Genomic DNA, 20,513 nt, shown 5'->3' on the forward strand with positions numbered 1-20,513 from the left:
TCAGAGTTCTTCGACGTGAGAGAGGAGGTCACCCTCATGACAGTCGAAGAACGCGAGGGAAACCTCACACACAATTTCAGAAAATCCGGATTTTCCGGTTGTAGATCTTTCATAATTCACGGGTAGTAAACACTATACGCAAGTACACAGAACAGTGTTACCATGGACGCCAAAAAAGTGGAGAAGATCTTCATTGAGGAGGGGATCGACCGGGAGATCACCTGCCCGCAGGCATTTGCCATCGCGGAGAAGCACAAGATCACCAAGCGCGAGGTCAGCGATTACTGCAATTCCCACGACGTCAAGATCCGTGCCTGCCAGCTGGGCTGCTTCAAGTAACTTTTTTTAAATGAACGTTCCAGCCCCGCACGCATCCGCTCCGCAGGGAAAAGGAGCTGGTGAGATGAGCTGCTGCTCCGGGGCATGGTCCGGGTTGTCCGTTGGCCTCAGGCAATCCCGGTATGTTCCGGGCACGGGCAGGGGGCACCCCTGCGGAAGCGTGTACCCGCTCATGGCTCCATGCCCTTGGCCTTTTTTTAGCCCTTCGGGTGGCTGGCCTCCCGTGCGGCCCGGACCGCCATCCCCACCGCTTCTTCCGGGGTGGCGCACGGTATTATCCCCGGGATCTTCCAAGTGGAGAGACCGAACACCGGGCGCTCATTCTTCAGCGCAACCGCGATCTCCGACAGGGTCCCGTAACTCCCGCCGATGGCGATCACCGCATCCGCCGACTGGGAGACGAGCACGTTCCTCGCGTGGCCGAGCCCGGAACGGATGACGATGTCAAGGTACCGGTTGCCATGACCGGTATCCGGCACGATGCCGACAGTCGTCCCGCCCGCCTTCTGTGCGCCTCTGCACGCCGCCTCCATAACGCCGCCGAGTCCCCCGCAGATGAGTATCGCGCCGGCTCCGGCAACCAGGCTTCCGACGGCATGTGCAGCCCCGGACTCCTCCGGTGTGGTATCGGCAGCACCAATCACCGCGATCTGCATGTAGGTAACCTTGGGCCGGCACCACATAAAACCAGATACTGGCTGGGTGCCAGGTCCGGATACATCCCCCGCCAGCAGTTTTTAAAAAGAACAACCGTGAGCGGAAGATGACAGCACCCCTGAAAACGGCGGTACGATTACCGTTTCAGCACGCACGAGTAGGCCACATCGGCGCCCGACATCATCTCAGGATAGTAGCGGGAGACGTACTCCTTGACCATCCGCCGGGCGGAGAACCGCGGGGCGTTGCTCTTGATCGATTCCTTCATCATGCTCACCCAGCCGTGTGGGATACCGTCAAGCGCGGACGAGTAGTAGAGCGGAACGACCTCGTTCTCCAGCAGGTTGTAGATGGCCCGGGCGTCCTCCTCATCACGGTTGTCAACAGCCGAATCGCTCCCGAACGCCCAGCCGTTCCTCCCATTGTACCCTTCCAGCCACCAGCCGTCGAGGATGCTCAGGTTGATCACCCCGTTCAGGGCGGCTTTCATGCCGCTCGTCCCGCTGGCCTCCATCGGAGGGAGCGGGTTGTTGAGCCAGACATCGACGCCGTGCACCAGGTACTGGGCGCTCTGCTCGCTGTAGTCTTCCACGAACGCGATCCTCCCCTCGAACACGGGGAGTTGTGCGATCTGGTAGATCTGCTGGAGTACCCGTTTCCCGTCATCATCGGACGGGTGGGCCTTGCCCGCAAAGACGATCTGGACCGGCCGCCAGCGGTCGGTGACGAGACGCCGGAGCCGGTCCATGTCAGAGAAGATCAGGCCCGCCCGCTTATAGGTGGCAAATCGCCGTGCGAACCCGATAGTGAGGGTGGAGGGGTTCAGGAGCAGGCCCCCGGTGACCAGGGTACGCGGGTCCTCCTGCCCTTTTGCCCATTGTATCCGCTTGCGCTCACGGATACGGTTGATCAGCTTGATCTTGAGGTCGAAATGGAGGTCCCAGAGCTTCTCGTCCGGGATCTCGTCGATGAGGTCCCAGATGGTCTCATCGTCATGCTCCTGCTGCCAGTTCGGGGTGACGGGGTAGACGTACGTGTCGATGAGATCCTCGATCCTCGGGTTCATCCACGATGGAAGGTGGACACCATTGGTTATCGCATCGATCGGGATGCGGTCATAGGGCAGGTCCTTCCAGAGGTTCCGCCACATCTGGCGAGCGAGTTCCCCGTGCCTGCGGGAGACGGCATTATGGCAAGCGGAGAGGCGCATGGCAAGGACGGTCATGTTGAAGCCTTCGCCCGGGAAGTCCGGGTGCGCCCCGAGACGGAAGAAGGTCTCCCGGTCGATCCCGAGCGCCGGGTAATAGGTGCTGAAGTAGCGGTCCATCAGCTCTTCCGGGAAGACATCGTGCCCGGCCGCGACGGGAGTATGGGTGGTGAAGACCGACGTGACCTGCACCTGGCAGAGGGCCTCCCCGAACGGGATCCCCCGCTCCACGCGTTCCCGGATCCGTTCCAGCAGGGCGAAGGCCGGGTGTCCCTCATTGAGGTGGACGGCACTGTACAGGATGCCGAGCGAGTGCAGGACCTTCCGGCCCCCGATGCCCAGCACGATCTCCTGCTTTAACCGTTCCTCCCGGTCGGACGTGTACAGGTTCGAGGATATCCGGCGGCTGGCCGGGTCGTTGAGGGGGATGTCGGTGTCGAGGAGGTAGAGGGGAACCCTCCCAACGTCCACTTTCCATACGGCAACCGAGATCGGGGGCTCGATATAGGGAACCCGGATCACAAGCTGCTCGCCGGATTCATTCAGCACGCGCTTGACCGGTGCGGCGTCCCGGTCAAGGGTCTCCCGGATCCCTTCCTGCCAGCCGTCCGCCCTGATATGCTGGTGGAGGTAGCCCTCCGAGTACATGAACCCCACGGCCACCAGCGGGACGCCAAGGTCGCTGCACTCCTTGAGAAAGTCCCCTGCAAGGAACCCGAGCCCCCCGGCATACATGGGAAGGGAATGGTGGAGCCCGTATTCTGCCGAAAAATACGCGATGGTGAGGGTGCGGCCCTCGGGGTACTGCTCCCGGAACCAGCCGGTCCTGGCGTTCATGTAGCGCCGGAACCGGTTCATCACGATCTCGTACCGGCGGAGATATTCCGCATTCTTTTCCGCGGTATCAAAAAACTCCACAGGGGCGTCCCGGAGCATCCGCACGGGGTTGTGGACGCTGGTCTTCCATGCCACCTGGTTCAGCTGCTTGAACAGGACGCGTGCCTCGGGGTGCCAGCTCCACCAGAGGTTGTACGCGAGCTCGACGAGCCCCGAGAGCCGCGGGGGGATGTGGGTAAAACGGTTGTCAGGTCCGGACACAACAGTTGAGCGCTCTCTCTTCTGGTGCCATAAACGTTTGGATAGGCGGGGTATGCCCTGGCCTCAACCCGCGGGTCTGCCCGTAACGGGCTTTTCCCATTAACCGCGCCGGGCTGATACCGGCATGGCCGGTCCCGGATGCGAGAAAAACTACTTTGTGCCGGGGCGCCAACATGTGTCCATACGTTTCAGGCATCCCGCCATCGTACAGTGAGGGGTCTTGTGAAGGAAGTCACCGCGAACTTCAGTGCAGAGGAGATCGAGCGTGAGGTGCAGGAATACTGGCGCACCCACGACACCTACCAGGCGGTCAGGAAGCACCGCAGCACGGGAAAACCGTTCTTTTTCGTGGACGGCCCGCCGTATACCACCGGGCACATCCACCTCGGGACGGCATGGAACAAGATCCTGAAGGACAGCATCCTGCGCTACCACCGGATGGGCGGCAGGCATGTCATCGACCGTGCTGGGTACGACATGCACGGGCTGCCGATTGAGGTGAAGGTCGAGCAGGCCCTCGGGTTCGCGTCAAAAAAGGATATCGAGAAGTTCGGCATCCAGCCCTTCATCGAGAAGTGCCGCGAGTTCGCGGTGACGAACAAGAAACTGATGGATGACCAGTTCGCTGCCCTCGGCGTCTGGCTCGATTTCCCGGGAGCATACCAGACCGTCAAGCGGGAATATATCGAAGCGGCGTGGTGGACGCTCGCCCGGGCCGAGGACCGCGGGATGCTCGAACGCGGGCACCGGGTCGTGAACTGGTGCCCCCGCTGCGAGACGGCGATCGCGGACGCCGAAGTTGAGTACTGGGACGAGAACGACCCCTCGGTCTTCGTCAGGTTCCCCCTCAAGGGCAGGACGAACGAGTTCCTCCTCATCTGGACGACAACGCCGTGGACGCTGCCGGCAAACGTCGCGGTCGCGGTGGCCAGGGATTTCGTGTACGCAAAGGTGCTCGCAAAGAAGGACGATAAGGAAACCCTGTTGTGGATCGCAGAGCCGCTCGTGAAAGCGGTGCTCAAGAAGGGGCGATGCAGGGATTTCACCCTGCTTGAGACGAAGAAGGGTGCCGAACTCGCAGGGTGGCAGTACGAGTCCCCGCTCGCATCCTGCGTCCCGCTCCAGCGGGAGATCAGCCACAAGGTCGTGACCGCTGACTTTGTCGCGCTCGAAAACACCGGCATGGTCCACATTGCGCCCGGCCACGGGTGGGACGACTTCGTGCTCGGGACCAAAGAAGGGCTCGCCATCGTCTGCCCGGTGGATGGCGCAGGAAGGTTCCGGGATGAGGCAGGAGAGTTTGCCGGCCAGTACGTGCGGGACTCGAACGAGAACGTCCTTCAGGCTCTGGGCGATCACCTCTTTGCGAAGGAGACGGTCACCCACCGCTACGGTCACTGCTGGCGCTGCAAGACCCCGATCATCTTCCGTGCCACCTCGCAGTGGTTCCTGAAAGCCTCCGAGATGCGGGACCTGATGCTCTCGGAAGTGGAGAAGGTGACGTGGTACCCCGACTGGGCGGGAAGCGCACGGTTCTACGACTGGATCAAGGAGGCACGCGACTGGTGCATCTCCCGCCAGCGCTACTGGGGCATCCCGATCCCGGTCTGGGTCTGCCCGAAGTGCGGCTCGTACCGGGTCATCGGCACGATCCGGGAGCTCGAGGAGCGGAGCGGGAGGCCGCTCGAAGATCCCCACCGCCCGTACGTGGACGGCGTGACCATCCCGTGCCCGTGCGGCGGCACGATGAAGCGGGTCGAGGACATCTTCGATGTCTGGTTCGACTCCGCGGTGGCCTCGTGGGCCACGCTCGGCTACCCGGGGAAGACGGAGGACTTCGAGAAGCTCTGGCCGGCCGATTTCATCACGGAAGGGCAGGACCAGACCCGCGGGTGGTTCTATTCCCAGCTGGGAGCGAGCACGATCGCATTCGGAAAGGCGCCCTACAAAAGCGTCTGCATGCACGGTTTTGCCCTCGACGCTGAGGGCAAAAAGATGTCCAAGAGCCTCGGCAACGTGGTGAACCCCACGGACGTGATCGAAAAGGTCGGGGTCGACGTCCTCCGGCTCTACGTCCTCTCCTCTTCCGCCCCGTGGGACGACCTCAAGTTCAACTGGGAGGGCGTGGGCACCATCAACCGGGCGGTCAACATCCTCTGGAACGTGTACCGCTTCCCGCTCCCCTACATGATCCTCGACAGGTTCGAACCGGCCTCGAAGGACGGGGTCTGGGACGATGCGTACATCAGGGCGCACCTCCGGCAGATGCCTGACGAGGACCGGTTCATCATCTCCCGGGTCAACTCTGTCGCCGCGCTCGTCGATGCCGCGATGAAGGAGTGCCAGCTCCACCGGGCCACCCGCGAGCTGGTCAGCTTCATCCTCGAGGACCTCTCGCGCTGGTACGTCCAGCTCGTCCGCCCCCGCATGTGGCTCGAGGGCGAGTCGGAGCAGAAGGTCTTCGCGTACGAGACGATCTACTATGTCATGCGCCGGCTCAGCCAGCTGCTCGCCCCGTTCTGCCCGCACATCACCGAAGAGATCTACGGGAACCTGCGGTGCCGGAACGACCCGTCCAGCGTCCACCTCCTCGACTGGGACGCCGGCGAGCTGCTGCTCGTGGACAGGGCGCTGGAAGAGGCAGTTGGGATCGTCCGCTCGTTCGACGAGGCATGCGCCAACGCCCGCCAGGCCGGCAAACGGAAACTCCGTTGGCCGGTCTCCGAGGTGGTCGTTGTGACGGACTCAGAGCCGGTGAAAGACGCGATCGAGCGCCTCAACCCGGTCTGCATGGACCGGGCAAATGCCCGGAAGGTCTCGGTGGTCATGGGCAGGTGGGAGCGGATCGGCTGGCACCCGGAGCCGGTGATGAAAGCCCTCGGGAAAAGGTTTGGTAAAAATTCCTTCACGGTGAAGTCCCTTATCGAAGCGGCCAACGGAAACCTGCTCAAAGCGGAGACCGGTGCCGGGCGAACGGTCATGCTGGGCAGCGGGGACAACGTCTTCGAGATCGGAAGCGATCACGTGACCTTCACTGAGAAACTTCCTGAGGACATATTCTCGGCCCCCATGACCGATGCGACCGTGTACGTAGACGTCTCCCTCACACCCGGACTCGAAGCGGAAGGCTACGCCCGTGAAGTGATCCGGAGGATCCAGGAGACCCGGCGGCAGCTCGACCTCGCGGTCGAGGACTTCATCAGCGTCGAGGTTGCGGTGAGCGAACCGCGGGTTCTCGCCCTCCTCCTCGACAACGAGATCGTAGCGATGATCAGCGATGAGGTGCGGGCAACATTTTTCGGGTTCAGCAGGGACGGGACACAGCCGGACCCTGCCCGCTACACGTCCGTGAAGGAATGGGACGTCGAGGGCGTGGCGATGACGATCGGGATTGCAAAGAAGGAATAAAATCCTGTCTGTCTCTTTTTTATTGGATATTCCGTTCTCTGGAATTTCAAAGCCTGGCGGTCGGGTACCGTCATGAGTCCTGCACAACCCGGGCCCGGGTAAAGGGGCAGGAAATTCATCGTTCAGTCCGGCATCATTGCCGGGTTCTTTGTGAAAAACGATGACATGCATGCAGAAAAATTTACGGGATTTTTGTTTGAGTGAACCGGTCTTCCGGTCGAAAAGAGGGAATAGAGGTGAAATGAATTGAGGTGAATTTATTTTGAAGCATCCGGCCGTCCGGTTATATGGGTGGCAGGTTCTGCACGATACCCTGGAGGATTGCTCTGTCGATTTTCAAGAATACCGCCCAGTCAATCAGTTGATCACCTCCCTTAACAGGTTATTTGATAATAATCTTTCAATGTATTTAATATTTTTGATTTTTAAATATCGTCAAATTCTTGTCTGAATTTTGATTAAATGCATATTATCAGCGCTATTCAAAAATTTATGACGGTAATCACCTGGCATTTCATTTCTGGCCGCTTCAGCAATCGTGACAGGAATAAGGCCCGGAAGAACCGAAAGGATCCTTCGAGGCGGAGGCATCTATCCTTGCCGGGGAGATCGAGCCATCTGCCCCATCGTCGAAACGGATCTAAAAGATGATAAAAAACCTGATAATACGATTGAGAAAGACTACAAAAATCAGCCAGTTGAGATCAGCTTCTTCAAAAATTCCTTCCCTTCCGGGCTCGCGAAGAGCGGGAGATCGTAGTCCACGGTCACCGCACTCCGCTCCGTGACCACGCTCTCCTGCGTGACGGGATTGAACCCTTCCTTCTCCGTGAGTTTCTTGTAGACCAGGACCCCCCTTCGCTGCCAAGCCGGGGTCAGGGCGAGGTTGAATCCCTTTGTATGCATCATCTCGTGGAGGTCCTTTGATGGCAGTCCTTTGAGCTGTGCCGCAGCCTCTTTTGCGCTCAGTCCCTCTTCGATCAGTGCCTGCTGGCAGTAGCCGTTCAGGTGATTGCGCCACGCCTCGTTCTGCCGGTCTGCGAGATATTCCATCGCGTACTCCGGTGTTGCCGGGATAACGCGGGCGTCGAACGAGAGGATGGACGTGCCGCCAAGGGCGAGGGTCAGGGAACTTGCGGCGAATGATGCGGCCACCGAATCGATCTTCTCCACCCGTGCGCTGAAGGGAAGGCGGCTGAACCAGAGGTTGATCTCGTCCGAGAAGGTGAAGGCAAAGTCCGGGTTGAGCCCGCTCTCAGAAACCAGCGTCGTGCAGGCCGTGACCATCGAGTTGTTGAAGAATTCGTCGAAGGGCTTCTCGAGCCCGAGGTTCTCCACGAGCCGGTGGAATGCCCGGCCGTCAAGCCGGACAAAAACAGGAGGAATGGCGGAGATGGCTGAAAATATTTCCCGGTTTTCCATAGGATGACCATGCGGGAGTACAGGACAATATGGATGGGGTCCCGCTGTTCCTCGTCCGCTGCGTTACTCTTCCGCGCTTCCGCTCGTGAAAGCCCCGGGGAGGTGGCGGATCAGGACGATGTCGTCGATTGCGCTGATGATGCGGTACGGGATCTTAAGGCCTTTGAAGTTCTTCATCTCGAAGAGCTCCTCATTGACCTTTCCCACGACGATAGCTTCAATCTTTTTCTGGTCCACGTCAATGACAACATCCTCGACTTCGCCAATAAACATGCCTTTGTCCGTGTAGATCTGGAGCCCGAACAACTCGGTAATCTGGGTTTCCATCGTTATCAGATGAAAGTATATACTTAAGAGTTAAAAAGATAATCCTTTGTTATGGACGGGTCTTTTCGGATCGGGCGCTTATTTGGGATTCCGATCCTGATTCACTACACATTCCTGCTCGTCATCCCCCTCTTTGCCTGGATCATCGGCAGCCAGATTACGCTGACCACGGGTATGCTTACCGAGGTGTTCCAGGTGCCGATCGATACCTCGCTGATCACGGCAGGATTTATGCCCTATATCCTCGGTACGATCGTGGCCTTCGGCCTCTTTGCCGGCGTGCTCGTGCACGAACTCGCCCATTCCCTCGTTGCAAAAAGGAAAGGGATCGCGATCAACAGTATCACGCTCATGATCTTCGGCGGTATTGCCACGATGGAAGAGGGTGTGCCCGACCCGAAGATCGAGCTCCCGATGGCGCTCGTGGGCCCGATCGCAAGCCTCGTGGTCGGCATCGTCTGCACCGGGATCATGTATGCGGTCCCGTCCCTTTCCCTGAGCCCGGGGACCGCCGGTGTGCTGGTCTTCCTGTTCGGCTACCTCGGCATGCTCAACATCATCCTCTGTTTCTTCAACCTCCTGCCTGCATTTCCCATGGACGGGGGCAGGGTACTCCGGGCATGGCTTGCCAAGCGGATGCCGCTTCACCGTGCAACCAAGATCGCGGCCGACGTGGGCAAAGGGTTTGCCATCCTGTTCGGGATCATTGGCCTTTTTGCCTTCTCACCGTTCCTGATCCTGATCGCGCTCTTCATCTACATCGGGGCAAACATGGAGTCAACGGCGATGAAATACAGCCACCTCCTGCAGGACGTCACGGTGGGCGACATGATGAGCAGGCCGGTCACCACGGTCCCCCCCACCATCCCGGTGAGCCAGGTGATCGGGATGATGTACACGAGCAAGCACCTCGGCTTCCCGGTTGTCGAACGGGACACGCTGATCGGCATGGTCACCCTCGCCGATGTGAACCGGACATCGTCGATCGACCGCGAGGCCATGCAGGTCCGGGACATCATGTCCCGCGACCCGATCACGCTCCCGCCGACCGCTCCGGTCATCGATGCCCTGCGGATCATGTCGGCACGGAACATCGGCAGGATCCCGGTCGTGCTGGACGGGAAGATCCTCGGGATCGTGACCCGGACGGATATCCTCAAGGTGACGGAACTGAAGCAGATCTAGGCTCATGGGTAATCTGGATAGGGATCGGACCTGGCACAGAGAAGATCTCTTCCAGCAATATACTATTAGTTGTAAAAAATATTTCAAAAAATATTTAAATTAATGGAACGCTCTTTGTTTATAATGGATATGAGCGGAAAGCCTCTGACAGATTGTCGCGATTTTTCCACACCGTTTATCCTCGTGTCGGCAGTGTTCTTTGGCCTGTATATTTTCCCGGCAGCGGGAATTTTTGCTGATATGATTCCGGGAACAAAGATGCTCTTTTTTCCGGAGTCCGGTTTCATGTATATTTTCAATGGCACATTTTTCTATGCAGTCCTTATGATCGTCTCGTTTGCCGGGAGTGTCCTTCTGGTCAGGAGGATGAAGAAACGATCCCTGCGCTGGCCGGATGGGCTTCCTCTTTGTTTTGTGATGGGTATCATTGGCGTCCTGCTTGTCATCTACACTTTTTATGAACCTTCAGACCCGGCGAGAAGATCCCTGATATCCGCAATCATCGGAGCGATACTCGCGTACGCGGCGCTGCCTGCCTGTGCGGCATATTTCCTGAACTATTGGGGAAAAACCTGTGGCAATATATCCGCTCCGATTATCAGGGTATCATCAGCGATCGGGATCGTCGGACTTGCTTTTTTGGTCGGTCTGCTTTGGTACATGATTACCTATGTCCCGCCTCCGACATCACCGTATCATGACAATTTCATGAACTTCAATCCGGCCGATGTGCTGATAATGCTCGTTGGTCTCTTCTACGGGGCAATTTTACTGCCGGCCATTGGCTTTGTCTTTATGGCACGCGGATTGGAGTACCGGAAGATCCCCCCGGAACTGGATCCTGAAGACCATGCCCTGATTATACCATGATACCCCCTGACTATATCATGATACCATATCCCCCTTTTTTACTGTTGACAATGCGAGCATTGAGTAAAATGAACCTGGACTACTTTTTCAGAATATGAGATGGGAATCAATCGTCGACGTCCCTGCAACCTTCCGGTACGCTTCGAGCCCGGTAAACGGACGCTTTGCCAGTACTGCTGCAACCCTTTTCTTCCCCACACCCGGCAGCCACCTGATGGCAGACGCCGGCAGCGTGTTTATCATCACCGGCACCGGCAGGGCCGTGAGCGACCGCATGCCCCAGTCCACGACCACGGCATCGGTCACGGTTCCCCGCTCAAGACTGAGGGGGATGCCGACGAGGATGGGATACGACCCCATCTGGCGCCCGAACGAGAGGTTCCCTGATACCTCGATCCTCACCTCGCGGAGCACGGTGCCGATGGGGAAGACCCGCTGGAGCATCGGGAGGTCGATCTTCGTCCGGACGAACTCCTTGAACACCCGGAACCGGCGTTCGTATTTCCCGAGGGTGTTGTTCATGAAGGCAGGGGTGCCTTCAAACGGCATCACCTGCCGGATATTCACCCGCCGGACGGCGAGGCCAGCGTCGCGGACCCGGACGAGGAACTGCTCGTTCAGCTCATAAGTCTTCACGGTCTCTCCGGCAAGGCCGCAGACGAAGTTGAGCCCCGGGAGGAGCTCGGGCACGTTGTCCCGGCGGCCACCCCCCAGCTCGTTGACAACCCGGATCGCCCGGAAGACCTCATCCGGCCCAGCCTTGAGATTATTGGCCGCAACAACGGCGGGATCGGCCGTCTCCATCCCGAACGCCGCTACATCCCCGGGGGTATGGTGGCGGATGATCGCCCGCAGCGCTTCCTGGCTCTCCTCCTCGTGCCGGGCGATGGTGGCCGGGTTGGTGTTGTCGATGTGGAGCGTCTTCAGATCCGGGGCCGCAGCACGGATCGAGGAGAAGAGTTTCTCGAGCAGGTCGGGGCGGGGTACGGGGTACTCTCCGGCACCGGCGCCGTAGGTGAGGATGTCCGGCTGCCGTCCGACCCGGAAGTGCAGGGCGCCGCAGGCATGGAGCGCTGCAACTTCTGACGCGATCCTGCGGATCTCCCGGTATTTCGGCACCCCGTAGAACGGCTCGGTGCAGAACGAGCATCCGCCTGTCGCCCCGTGGGCGCAGCCCCGGGCGGTCTCGAGCTCGCACATCACGTACGGGTAGTCCGGGTGCTGCCGGATGATGCTGCTCCCCGTAACACTCCACGGATCGGTACGCGAATAGTCCAGCATGCCGTCCGGATCATTTCCGGCGAGATAGTTGTCGAGAGCGATCGCCGGTTCGCCGGTCAGCAGGGCATCGAACCCGGCAATCACCTGCCGGACCGCCCGCTGCCCGCCTTCGGCAGCGTACCCGAACCCAATCGGGCCTCCGACCAGTTTCTCCGGCCCCCTCACCATGTGCCCGACCTGCTGGATCTCGGTCAGCGTTGCCGGTGTGCCGCCGAGATATTTTCCCGGCACAGTGACACCCGCGATCATCACGAACAGATCGGCCCGGTTCATCCTGTTGACCTGCTGCGGGTCGGAGCGGAGCTGGTCGATGGTGAGGTAGCTGACTGTATACCTGTGCCCGATGAGTGCCCCCGCCACCGTGCGGATATAGGGCGAGAGGTAGGGTGGGACGCCGAGGCACGCGGGCTCGTCCACGTACCCGTCGAGGATGAACGCGTCCGGGCTCATACACGGTGGCCGATCAGGGCGAGGAGTTTCCGGGCCCAGAAGAGTTTGCCCCGCTTGAGCGGGTCGACGTTCCGGTCATCGAGATCAAAGCCGGCAAGCGTGACGGAGGAGGCCCCGAGCTCGTCTGCTGCAAACACGGCCCGGTCGCCGTCCGTGAACCCCCCGAAGTTGTGGACGTGCGGGAGAGGAGTGGCCTGGGTGGTGGCCACGAGCGGCCCGGGGAACCTCGGCACCCAGTACTTCAGGAGCGGGATGTTGTCGCCGTGCGCATGGACTACGACGATCGTCCCTTCCCGGTTCAGTTCAGGGAGCCGGTCCGTGGCCCCGTCAAGATCGGTGAAGACCGCGTCAGGGCGGATGCCATGGGTATCGAGCACGTAGGCAGCGGCATCGGCGGCAAAAACGATCCCCCGGACTTTATCGAGCTCATCTTTCAGGCACGGGGCGTTCCCGCAGACGGTGACATTGTTACCGCAGGTGAGAGCTGCGAGGGAGAGGAGGTTGTCCCGGGTCATGAGCGAGGCGAGGAGCCGGGCTGCTTCCTCGTCCCCTGCCCGGTCGAACCCGAAGTAGTCGAGGATCTCAAGGTAGTGGGGCTCCCACAACTCGAAATTCATGAGTGCCTCATGAATTTCTCGATCCTCAGCATCTGATGATGCTTCGGATATTCGAAATTCATCGCTCCGATCCGAAGTTCTCAGGCCCCATTCTTTTTGCCCTCGTTCTCCAGCCCCACGAGGTTCTTGAACTTCTTGAGGATAGGCTCGATCACGATCTCGAGCAGCTGGGCCTTGTTCTCCACCCTGCCGAAATAGTGGAGCGGGAGGGTGGCGGCGGCCATGTTCGGGTGGCCGCCCGCGTCGCCCATCTCCCCGAACGCCTCTGAGAGCGCATTGCCGATGTGGAGGCGGATGTCGCGGTTTCGGGCCGAGATCACTATCGCGTTGTCCGTGATCCCGTAGACGAGCGCCGTGTTCACGCCTTCGAGCGTGATGAGGAGGTCGGCCGCCTGCGGGAGGGCATCGCGGTTCATCACGTACCCGACGTTCGCGAAGAGGTACCCGCTCTGGACCTTCCGCTCGTGGATCGCCTTGCCGATCACGTCGAGCGTCTCCTGCGACATCGATGGGGACATGATCTTGTCGAGAAGGTCGGCATCGGTCAGCGGCAGGAGGAAACCCGCGTAGTTGAGGTCCTGCGGCGTCACGTTGCGCGTGAACTCTTTGGTGTCCGTGCGGATTCCGTAGAGGAGGGCGGTCGCCACCCGTTTGTCGACTGGCACATCGAGTTCCTGCAGGTACTGGGTCATGATGCTCGCCGTCGCCCCGACCCCGGGACGGATATCGACAAACATGCCCTGAGACGCCACGTGCCTGCCCTCCTTGTGGTGGTCGATGACGACATTGATCTTCGTCTGGGGCGGGATGTCGTTGTTTGCGCCTGGAGCGGAACAGTCGACGATGGCGAGGTAGGTGCACGCCGAGAGCGCCTCGGGGGTCAGGTGCTCCATCTTGATATCGAGCAGGTTGACGAAGGTCCGGTTCTCCTGGTGGCCGATGTTGCCCTCGTAAAAGATCCGGGGTGTGAGGGTTTTGGGGTTTGCATGCTTTGCGATCTCCGCGAGGGCCATGGCAGAGGAGATGGCATCGGGATCCGGGTTCTTGTGGGTGATGATCCCGAACGTCCCCTCCCAGCCGGCGAGCATGGTGAAGAGCCGCTGGGAGATCCGGCTCGAGTGCTGCTTCCGGATCTGGAGGACGGCGGAGCGGGCGACCACTTCCTGCGGGTAGAGGACAAACTCTGCTCCGGCGGCTGTGAGTTTCTGGCCGCTCACCGGGTCGATGGCGCGGGCAACGATCTGCACTGACGGGTAGCGTTTCTTGATCGTGAGGACGGCCGTGAGGTTTGCATCCGGCTCCCCGGTCATGACGAACGCGATCTCGAAGACGGGGAGCCCTGTGAGGAGGTCGGGGGACGTAAGGTCACGCTGGTAGGCGTCGTATTTCTGGTCGCGGAGGTGCCGGACCCGCGATTCGTCTCTGTCCACCATCACCACGCCCTCGTTCTCCTTTGCCAGCTCGAGGATGATGTTGTAGCCGGTTGTCCCGCACCCGAAAATACAGTATTTTGCCGGTCCCGACGGCCCGAGCGGGGTCTCCTGAAGCATGGTACAGAAGTGTACATTGCAGGAATATTAAGGGATTCCAATGGAAACGTCAGTATGCGATTCGGCCGGTCGAAGAACTCTGATGCGTTCTTCTCCTGGGTCGGGTCTGAAGGCCCTCACCATTCCAAAACATTTATTCGGCATTATCGACCACATTATTAGGTCTAACTGGCTTGGGTCTGTAGCTTAGTTCGGCATAGCGGCGGACTCTTAATCCGCAGGTCAAGGGTTCAAATCCCTTCAGGCCCGTTCTCCTGTTTTTTGTGATTTTAACCTAGCCAGGTTTCCGTTCCGGACTGGATTGATCAACGATATCATTTTAGACAACAATTCCGGCCGGTAGCCTCACCCCTGCTCCTTCCTGATTATGGCGTCGTGGCCTGCGCACTGACCGGTACCAGCCCGGTGATGATCAAAGCAAAGCCGCCGGATACAAAAGTACCGATCACGTTCAGGACCGGTCCTGTTTTTCCCACCGGTGTGCAACCCGGCTCTGCAACTCGGAACATTCATCGTTCATCAAGACAATTGCATCTTCCAAAGACAACCTGCATGACGCACCGCCCGGGGCCCCGGAATGTTTTCCCTCCTGTATGTTGATGACGAGCCGAACCTGCTCGAGATCGGCCAGATCTTCCTCGAGAGTACCGGTGAGTTCAATGTCAGGACCGTTCTGTCGGGGGAGGAGGCACTTGCCGAACTGGCCAAAAACCCGTACGATGCCATCATTGCCGATTACCAGATGCCGGGGATGGACGGTATCGAGCTCCTGAAGAATGTACGCCGCTCATTTGGAGATATACCGTTCATTCTCTTCACCGGCCGGGGGCGTGAAGAGGTGGTCATCGAGGCGATCAACAATGGCGCGGACTTTTACCTGCAGAAAGGTGGCGACCCGGATGTTCAGTTCGCTGAACTGGCTCACCAGGTACGGCAGGTCGTGTCCCGGAGGAGGGCAGAACAGGCGCTCAGGGAGAGCGAACAGAGCCTGAAGGCAAGCGAGGAGTATCTCAAGCGCATTTTTGGAGCCGTACAGGCAGGAATCGCCATCATCGATGCAGCGACCCACGAGATCCTCGATCTCAATCCTTCGGCGGTCAGGATATACCGGGGGAAGAAAGAGGACCTCATCGGGAAACCCTGCCACCAGTTTATCTGCCCGGCTGAGCAGGGAAAGTGCCCGGTTTCAGACATGGGCCAGGCGGTGGACAACAGCGAACGTGTCCTCCTGACCGCTGACGGGTCCAGCGTATCCATCATCAAGTACGTCGTCCCGATCGACCTTCAGGGGCGAGCCTGCCTCCTCGAGACCTTCATAGACAACACCCGGCAGAAGCAGGCGGAACAGGCACTCCATGAATCAGAGAAAAGGCTGGCAGAGATCATCGACTTCCTTCCCGATGCTACGTTTGCAATCGATACGAGCGGCCATGTCATCGCATGGAACCACGCCATCGAAGAGATGACCGGCATATCCGCGGCAGACATGATCGGGAAGGGGGACTATGACTATGCGGTCCCGTTCTACGGTGTCCGGAGGCCCATGCTTGCAGACCACCTCCTCAGGCCGGATGACGAAGCGGAAAAGATGTACATCTCCATAAAAAAATCCGGCAATACCCTGACCGCGGAATTTGACAATGCGGTCCTGAACGGGCACCGTGTCGATCTGTGGTGCAAGGCACGGGCGCTCTGCAATGAGAAGGGTGAAGTTGCCGGCGCCATCCAGTCCATCCGGGACATTACGGAGCAGAAACAGACCGAGGACGAACTGCGGGTCGCAAACGAGCAGCTGGTTGCGGCCGAGGAAGAGCTCCGCGGCCAGTACGAGGAACTCGTGAAGAGCGAGCAGGAGGTACGGAAGCGGCAGCAGCAGCTGGAGGAGATCGCAGCCAACGTGCCGGGGGTTATCTACCAGTTCTTTGCCAGGCCAGACGGGAGCATGGGGCTGTCGTACGTGAGTGCCCGTTCCGGGGAGATCTTCGGGGTTGACAAGACTGTCATCGATTTCTTCCAGTGGTTTGTAAGCCATGTCCATCCAGACGACCTGCCGGGGTTCATGGAGACTGTCGCTCACGTAGTGAAAGACCCTGAAAAGTGGAATTTCGAGGGGCGGTTCGTCAAACCCACCGGAGAGACGATCTGGTTCCAGGCCATGTCAAGCCCGGTCGTCCATGGAAACGAACTGATATTCTCGGGAGTCATCTTTGACATCACCTCGAGGAAAGAGAGCGAGTCCCGGCTGAAGGAAGCCTATGAGCAGCTTACCGCGGTGGAAGAAGAGCTCCGGCAGCAGTATGAGAAGCTGGCACATAGCGGCGAGGCACTCAGGGCAAGCGAGGAAAAGTACCGCTCCCTCGTCGAGACGACAGATACCGGCTACGTGATCATCGATGATGAGGGGAAGGTGCTCGATGCCAATGCCCGGTATGTCGCCCTGACCGGCCATACGGATCTTGAAGAGATCCTCGGGCGAAGCGTACTTGACTGGACAGCCTGTTACGAGAGGGAGAAAAATACCGCTGCGGTACAGCAGTGCGTCCGCGACGGGTTCATCAGGAATTTTGAGATCGATTATGTGGATGCCGTGGGGCATATTACGCCGGTCGAGATCAATGCAACGCTTATCCGCGAGGGCGGGATCGGCCGGATCATCACCCTGTGCCGGGATATTTCCCGCCGCCGCGCCATTGAAAAAAACCTGCAGGAGAGCGAGGAGCGCTACCGGATCCTCACGGACTTTGCATTCGACGGTGTTCTCATCCAGGACTTTACGGGGAAGATCCTCTACGTGAACCCAAGTATCCTCCGGATGTTCGGGATACCGGACCCGGCTCTCGTGATCGGGAAAAATATCCTTGATTTCATCTCACCGGAATACCATGATACTGTTATCCGGGACATGCAGAATGTCATCTCGGGAACCGACAGCTACCTCCAGACCTACCGGGCGTGGGCCCCGGATGGAAAGGGCATCTGGATCGAATCGATCGGTACGAAGATCCAGTACCAGGGAGAGCCGGCAAATATTGTCGCTCTCCGGGATATGACCGGCAGGAAGCAGGCTGAAGAAGCCCTCCACCGGGCCAACGAGAAACTGAACCTCCTCAACAGCATCACCCGCCACGATGTTGCAAACCAGCTCACCATCGTGCTCGGGTATACCCAGCTCTCCCAGCACACCAGGCCCGATCCTGTCATTGCGGGGTTCCTTGCCAAGATCGAGAAAGCAGTAAGCATGATCCAGCGGCAGATCGAGTTTACGCGGACCTACCAGGAACTGGGTGTCGAGACCCCTGCATGGTACCGGATCGGGGATGTTGTCAAAGCCGCTGAACCCCAGAACTTGGCCGTTACCTGCTCCTGCGGGAGTTATGAGATATTCGCCGACCCGATGCTCGAGAAGGTTTTTTTCAACCTCTTCGACAATGCGGTCCGGCACGGGCAGCGGGTGACAGCAATCACGGTCAGGTGCGGGATCGAGGGCGAGGAGATGGTGATAACTGTCCAGGACAACGGCATCGGGATCCCGCTCGACGTGAAACAGAAGATCTTTGAGAAAGGATATGGCAAGAATACGGGGTTTGGCCTCTTCCTTGCCCGGGAGATCCTGGCCATCACCGGTATATTCATCCACGAGACGGGGACCCATGGCAAAGGCGCCCGGTTCGAGATCACGGTGCCGAAAGGAGCGTACAGGAGCGGGAAAGAACCCCGGTAACTGACGGGAGACCGGCCGGGTATCCGGCGAAGGGGATGAACCATTACCACTCCCTCTCCGGGCCGGCCCCGAAAGAGAGTGATCTCCGGTACCGGAAGCCGGCCCGGACAGAAACAGAAAAGAGGAGTTACTTCTTTTTTCCTGCGCCGGCATCGTCCCGGATCAGTCTGCACTTGTTCACGCATTCCCAGTTCTCAGGGAGGAATTTCCCGTCAGGCCCCGCTTTCATGACCGCGTGGCGCCGTTCACCGCAGACAAGGCACTCCATGAGTCCTGTTGACTCATCTACGATCTTCATGACATGGTCTTTTTTTGACATCTACCGGATTTCCGGCGGCAGGCATGATAAAGGCATGGATCGGGACGCCGGAGGGTTGCCCCTCAACGCTTCGCGGAGGTAACCATCCGTCCTCCGGGACCAGGCCCTGATACCTGAACGGGCTACGGAACCCGGCTGCGCGCTGACCGCTGGATATATCTTCCCCGGAAAAAAAGATCCCACCGGATATTTTACCATGAAGTTCCACGGGAGTATGACGGAAAAGAACCTGCTTGCGGCATTTGCCGGTGAGTCACAGGCACGGAACCGGTACACGTTCTTTGCAAGTGCAGCACGGAAGGAGGGCTACGAGCAGATCGCGGCGATCTTCCAGCAGACCGCAGAAGAGGAGAAAGAGCATGGGAAACTCTTCTTCAAACAGCTCAAAGGCGGCGCGGTGGAGATCACTGCGGCCTATCCTGCCGGTGTGATCGGGACCACGAAGGAGAACCTCGCGGCAGCAGCCGCGGGCGAACAGATGGAGTGGGGCACGCTCTACCCCGCATTTGCAGCGACCGCGAAGAAAGAGGGATTCGGGGAGATCGCCTATCTCTTCAAGATGGTCGCGGAAGTGGAGGTCCACCACGAGGCGCGGTACGTGAAACTGCATGCGAACCTGGTAAACGGAACCGTCTTCAAATCCGAGATGCCCTCGAAATGGTACTGCCGGAACTGCGGGTTTGTCCATGACGGGAAGATCGCACCTGCGAAGTGCCCGGTCTGCGATCACCCGCAGGTGTACTTCGAGCTGGTGGCAGAAAACTACTGACTCCTTTTTCGAAATAAATTCCGATACGGGTACCGGTTTTCCGGTTTCCTTTCGCGGGCAGGATCCGGCCCGGCAGGGTATCCGCGTGTTTACGTGATCCAGCCCATCCGCACCCACCGGTCATACTCCATGGTGCGGAGATCCTTGTTCTCTTCCACGAGCGTCCGGAAATATGCCCGGTTGTCTGCAAGGATCGCCTCCTGGCCTGGATCAGAGTACCCGACCGAGATCGCATCCGCGAGCTTCCTGCCGAGGGCCCGTGCTGCTGGCTCGTGTGCATCCACGGTCTCCGGGTTCCCGCCCGTGGCAACCCTGAGTCCCCCGACCGAAATCACCCCCAGATAGTTCTGGACATGGTTCATGTACGAGACCACCTCGTTTCCGCCGGATTCGTGCGTGGTGGCGACCGAGCACCCGTATTTTCCGGAGAGCATCTGGTAGTGGATCGCGTCCGCGAGCCGGTCGAAGAAGACCTTCATCTGGCCGGAGACATTGTCGATATACACCGGTGATGCGAAGACGATTCCGTCCGCTTCCTTCATCCTCTCAACGATGGCCAGGACATCGTCGTCAAATACACATATCCCGTTGAACGAGCAGCCTTCGCAGGCCGTGCAGGGTGTGACCCGGTAATCGCAGAGGTCGATCATCTCCGTCTCCGCACCGCCCTCCGCGGCTCCTGCGAGTACAAAACCGGCAAGTTTTCGCGTCATGCTCCGGATCGTCCGGGGGCTTCCGTGAATGGCGAGGATCTTCATGGTATTCCTGCTCAGGAGATGGGGCGGCAGGAGTTAAGAGGGAGATGGAATACTCATTCTCATGAGAACAACCGGGCGATCCCTTCAACCGTATCGAAATCGGTATCGAACGAAGGATCCGGATGATCTTCTTCATCCTCATGATGTGGACGGAGACTGCATCCTCACCCGAACCGGTACCCGCTGTGCACGAGCCACGCGAGTCCCAGCAGGATCACGACAATGATGAGTGCAGTGATCTTCAGGTATGGGATCTCCCCGGCCGCTTTTTTCACTGTCCCGCGCCGGGGTTCTGCGCCGCCCCCTCCGGTTGCTGTCACCCCGCCGCCCCGGCTGTAGTTCATGCCAACCGCAGGCCGGGGTTTTCTGTTCCAGCTGCCGATTCCCGTACAGGCATGGTTTGGCGGGAGCCGGCAGTCAGCACAGAATTTTCCCCCGCAGTGCTGGCAGGTGTACGGCAGTGCAGTCTCGTTGCCGCAGTGATCGCAGCGCGTCATAAATTTCCCTATGATGTTCTTCGGATAAAGTATTCTGC

General features: G+C 59.2%; 16 protein-coding genes and 1 tRNA gene. 7 read left to right on the top strand and 10 right to left on the bottom strand.

The window, feature by feature from the left end; genetic code table 11:
• Window positions 1-162: 162 nt before the first annotated feature.
• Window positions 163-339, top strand: coding sequence for a hypothetical protein (locus ABSB80_RS03805; protein WP_428368337.1), 177 nt, complete (start codon window positions 163-165; stop codon window positions 337-339).
• 197 nt (window positions 340-536) lie between these two features.
• On the opposite strand, the gene ABSB80_RS03810 is transcribed toward ABSB80_RS03805, so the two are convergent.
• Complete coding sequence (locus ABSB80_RS03810; RefSeq protein WP_428368339.1) at window positions 537-995, bottom strand: TIGR00725 family protein; 459 nt, start codon at window positions 993-995, stop codon at window positions 537-539.
• A 137-nt stretch (window positions 996-1,132) separates the two neighbouring features.
• Window positions 1,133-3,301, bottom strand: coding sequence for an alpha-glucan family phosphorylase (glgP, locus tag ABSB80_RS03815; protein ID WP_428368341.1), 2,169 nt, complete (start codon window positions 3,299-3,301; stop codon window positions 1,133-1,135).
• A gap of 222 nt (window positions 3,302-3,523) precedes the next feature.
• Between glgP and ileS the strand changes: the two genes are divergently transcribed.
• The gene (ileS, locus tag ABSB80_RS03820; protein WP_428368343.1) at window positions 3,524-6,709 is read left to right on the top strand and encodes an isoleucine--tRNA ligase; all 3,186 of its coding nucleotides are present in this window, start codon (window positions 3,524-3,526) and stop codon (window positions 6,707-6,709) included.
• Window positions 6,710-7,399: 690 nt separating this feature from the next.
• Here ileS and ABSB80_RS03825 read toward each other — a convergent pair.
• Window positions 7,400-8,131 (bottom strand): tRNA(His) guanylyltransferase Thg1 family protein, encoded by a 732-nt coding sequence (locus ABSB80_RS03825; RefSeq protein ID WP_428368345.1) that lies wholly within the window; start codon window positions 8,129-8,131, stop codon window positions 7,400-7,402.
• A gap of 63 nt (window positions 8,132-8,194) precedes the next feature.
• The gene (locus ABSB80_RS03830) at window positions 8,195-8,458 is read right to left on the bottom strand and encodes a PRC-barrel domain-containing protein (RefSeq protein WP_428368347.1); all 264 of its coding nucleotides are present in this window, start codon (window positions 8,456-8,458) and stop codon (window positions 8,195-8,197) included.
• 51 nt (window positions 8,459-8,509) lie between these two features.
• Here ABSB80_RS03830 and ABSB80_RS03835 point away from each other — a divergent pair, with 51 nt between their 5' ends.
• Together ABSB80_RS03835 and ABSB80_RS03840 are read left to right on the top strand one after the other, a co-directional pair.
• Window positions 8,510-9,643 (top strand): CBS domain-containing protein, encoded by a 1,134-nt coding sequence (locus ABSB80_RS03835; RefSeq protein WP_428368349.1) that lies wholly within the window; start codon window positions 8,510-8,512, stop codon window positions 9,641-9,643.
• A 129-nt stretch (window positions 9,644-9,772) separates the two neighbouring features.
• Window positions 9,773-10,513, top strand: coding sequence for a hypothetical protein (locus ABSB80_RS03840; RefSeq protein WP_428368351.1), 741 nt, complete (start codon window positions 9,773-9,775; stop codon window positions 10,511-10,513).
• A gap of 87 nt (window positions 10,514-10,600) precedes the next feature.
• On the opposite strand, the gene ABSB80_RS03845 is transcribed toward ABSB80_RS03840, so the two are convergent.
• From ABSB80_RS03845 to ABSB80_RS03855, 3 genes are all read right to left on the bottom strand, one after another.
• Window positions 10,601-12,244, bottom strand: a complete 1,644-nt coding sequence (locus ABSB80_RS03845) for a radical SAM protein (RefSeq protein ID WP_428368353.1) — start codon at window positions 12,242-12,244, stop codon at window positions 10,601-10,603.
• Window positions 12,241-12,861, bottom strand: a complete 621-nt coding sequence (locus ABSB80_RS03850) for a 6-hydroxymethylpterin diphosphokinase MptE-like protein (protein WP_428368355.1) — start codon at window positions 12,859-12,861, stop codon at window positions 12,241-12,243. Before ABSB80_RS03850 ends, ABSB80_RS03845 begins: the two co-directional genes overlap by 4 nt.
• A gap of 80 nt (window positions 12,862-12,941) precedes the next feature.
• On the bottom strand, window positions 12,942-14,411 hold the full coding sequence (locus ABSB80_RS03855; RefSeq protein ID WP_428368357.1) for a DHH family phosphoesterase: 1,470 nt from the start codon (window positions 14,409-14,411) through the stop codon (window positions 12,942-12,944).
• 175 nt (window positions 14,412-14,586) lie between these two features.
• On the opposite strand from ABSB80_RS03855, the gene ABSB80_RS03860 reads away from it, so the two are divergent.
• Together ABSB80_RS03860 and ABSB80_RS03865 are read left to right on the top strand one after the other, a co-directional pair.
• A tRNA-Lys gene (locus ABSB80_RS03860) sits at window positions 14,587-14,660 on the top strand.
• A 328-nt stretch (window positions 14,661-14,988) separates the two neighbouring features.
• Window positions 14,989-18,132: a response regulator gene (locus tag ABSB80_RS03865; RefSeq protein WP_428368359.1), complete on the top strand. Its 3,144-nt coding sequence runs from the start codon at window positions 14,989-14,991 to the stop codon at window positions 18,130-18,132.
• Window positions 18,133-18,259: 127 nt separating this feature from the next.
• Here ABSB80_RS03865 and ABSB80_RS03870 read toward each other — a convergent pair whose 3' ends face one another.
• Window positions 18,260-18,451 carry a hypothetical protein gene (locus ABSB80_RS03870; protein WP_428368361.1) on the bottom strand — a complete coding sequence of 64 codons (192 nt, stop codon included), beginning with the start codon at window positions 18,449-18,451 and terminating at the stop codon, window positions 18,260-18,262.
• A gap of 196 nt (window positions 18,452-18,647) precedes the next feature.
• Between ABSB80_RS03870 and rbr the strand changes: the two genes are divergently transcribed.
• The gene (gene rbr, locus ABSB80_RS03875; RefSeq protein ID WP_428368363.1) at window positions 18,648-19,220 is read left to right on the top strand and encodes a rubrerythrin; all 573 of its coding nucleotides are present in this window, start codon (window positions 18,648-18,650) and stop codon (window positions 19,218-19,220) included.
• 89 nt (window positions 19,221-19,309) lie between these two features.
• On the opposite strand, the gene ABSB80_RS03880 is transcribed toward rbr, so the two are convergent.
• Both ABSB80_RS03880 and ABSB80_RS03885 read right to left on the bottom strand, forming a co-directional pair.
• A complete protein-coding gene (locus ABSB80_RS03880) occupies window positions 19,310-19,978 on the bottom strand; it encodes a flavodoxin family protein (protein WP_428368365.1) in 669 nt (222 codons plus the stop codon).
• Between the two features lie 164 nt (window positions 19,979-20,142).
• Window positions 20,143-20,475 (bottom strand): AN1-type zinc finger domain-containing protein, encoded by a 333-nt coding sequence (locus ABSB80_RS03885; protein WP_428368367.1) that lies wholly within the window; start codon window positions 20,473-20,475, stop codon window positions 20,143-20,145.
• Window positions 20,476-20,513: the final 38 nt, after the last annotated feature.

Origin of the sequence: Methanoregula sp., assembly GCF_050010295.1 — an archaeon.
GTDB lineage: Archaea > Halobacteriota > Methanomicrobia > Methanomicrobiales > Methanospirillaceae > Methanoregula.

Excerpts from the sequence above, each read along its gene's own strand:
- ABSB80_RS03830 (WP_428368347.1), bottom strand. The coding sequence starts at position 8,458 with ATGGAAACCCAGATTACCGAGTTGTTCGGGCTCCAGATCTACACGGAC.
- ABSB80_RS03885 (WP_428368367.1), bottom strand. The coding sequence starts at position 20,475 with ATGACGCGCTGCGATCACTGCGGCAACGAGACTGCACTGCCGTACACC.
- ABSB80_RS03810 (WP_428368339.1), bottom strand. The coding sequence starts at position 995 with ATGCAGATCGCGGTGATTGGTGCTGCCGATACCACACCGGAGGAGTCC.
- ABSB80_RS03805 (WP_428368337.1), top strand. The coding sequence starts at position 163 with ATGGACGCCAAAAAAGTGGAGAAGATCTTCATTGAGGAGGGGATCGAC.
- ABSB80_RS03825 (WP_428368345.1), bottom strand. The coding sequence starts at position 8,131 with ATGGAAAACCGGGAAATATTTTCAGCCATCTCCGCCATTCCTCCTGTT.
- ABSB80_RS03840 (WP_428368351.1), top strand. The coding sequence starts at position 9,773 with ATGAGCGGAAAGCCTCTGACAGATTGTCGCGATTTTTCCACACCGTTT.
- ABSB80_RS03865 (WP_428368359.1), top strand. The coding sequence starts at position 14,989 with ATGTTTTCCCTCCTGTATGTTGATGACGAGCCGAACCTGCTCGAGATC.
- ABSB80_RS03845 (WP_428368353.1), bottom strand. The coding sequence starts at position 12,244 with ATGAGCCCGGACGCGTTCATCCTCGACGGGTACGTGGACGAGCCCGCG.
- rbr (WP_428368363.1), top strand. The coding sequence starts at position 18,648 with ATGAAGTTCCACGGGAGTATGACGGAAAAGAACCTGCTTGCGGCATTT.
- ABSB80_RS03850 (WP_428368355.1), bottom strand. The coding sequence starts at position 12,861 with ATGAATTTCGAGTTGTGGGAGCCCCACTACCTTGAGATCCTCGACTAC.
- ABSB80_RS03870 (WP_428368361.1), bottom strand. The coding sequence starts at position 18,451 with ATGTCAAAAAAAGACCATGTCATGAAGATCGTAGATGAGTCAACAGGA.
- ABSB80_RS03855 (WP_428368357.1), bottom strand. The coding sequence starts at position 14,411 with ATGCTTCAGGAGACCCCGCTCGGGCCGTCGGGACCGGCAAAATACTGT.
- ABSB80_RS03835 (WP_428368349.1), top strand. The coding sequence starts at position 8,510 with ATGGACGGGTCTTTTCGGATCGGGCGCTTATTTGGGATTCCGATCCTG.
- ABSB80_RS03880 (WP_428368365.1), bottom strand. The coding sequence starts at position 19,978 with ATGAAGATCCTCGCCATTCACGGAAGCCCCCGGACGATCCGGAGCATG.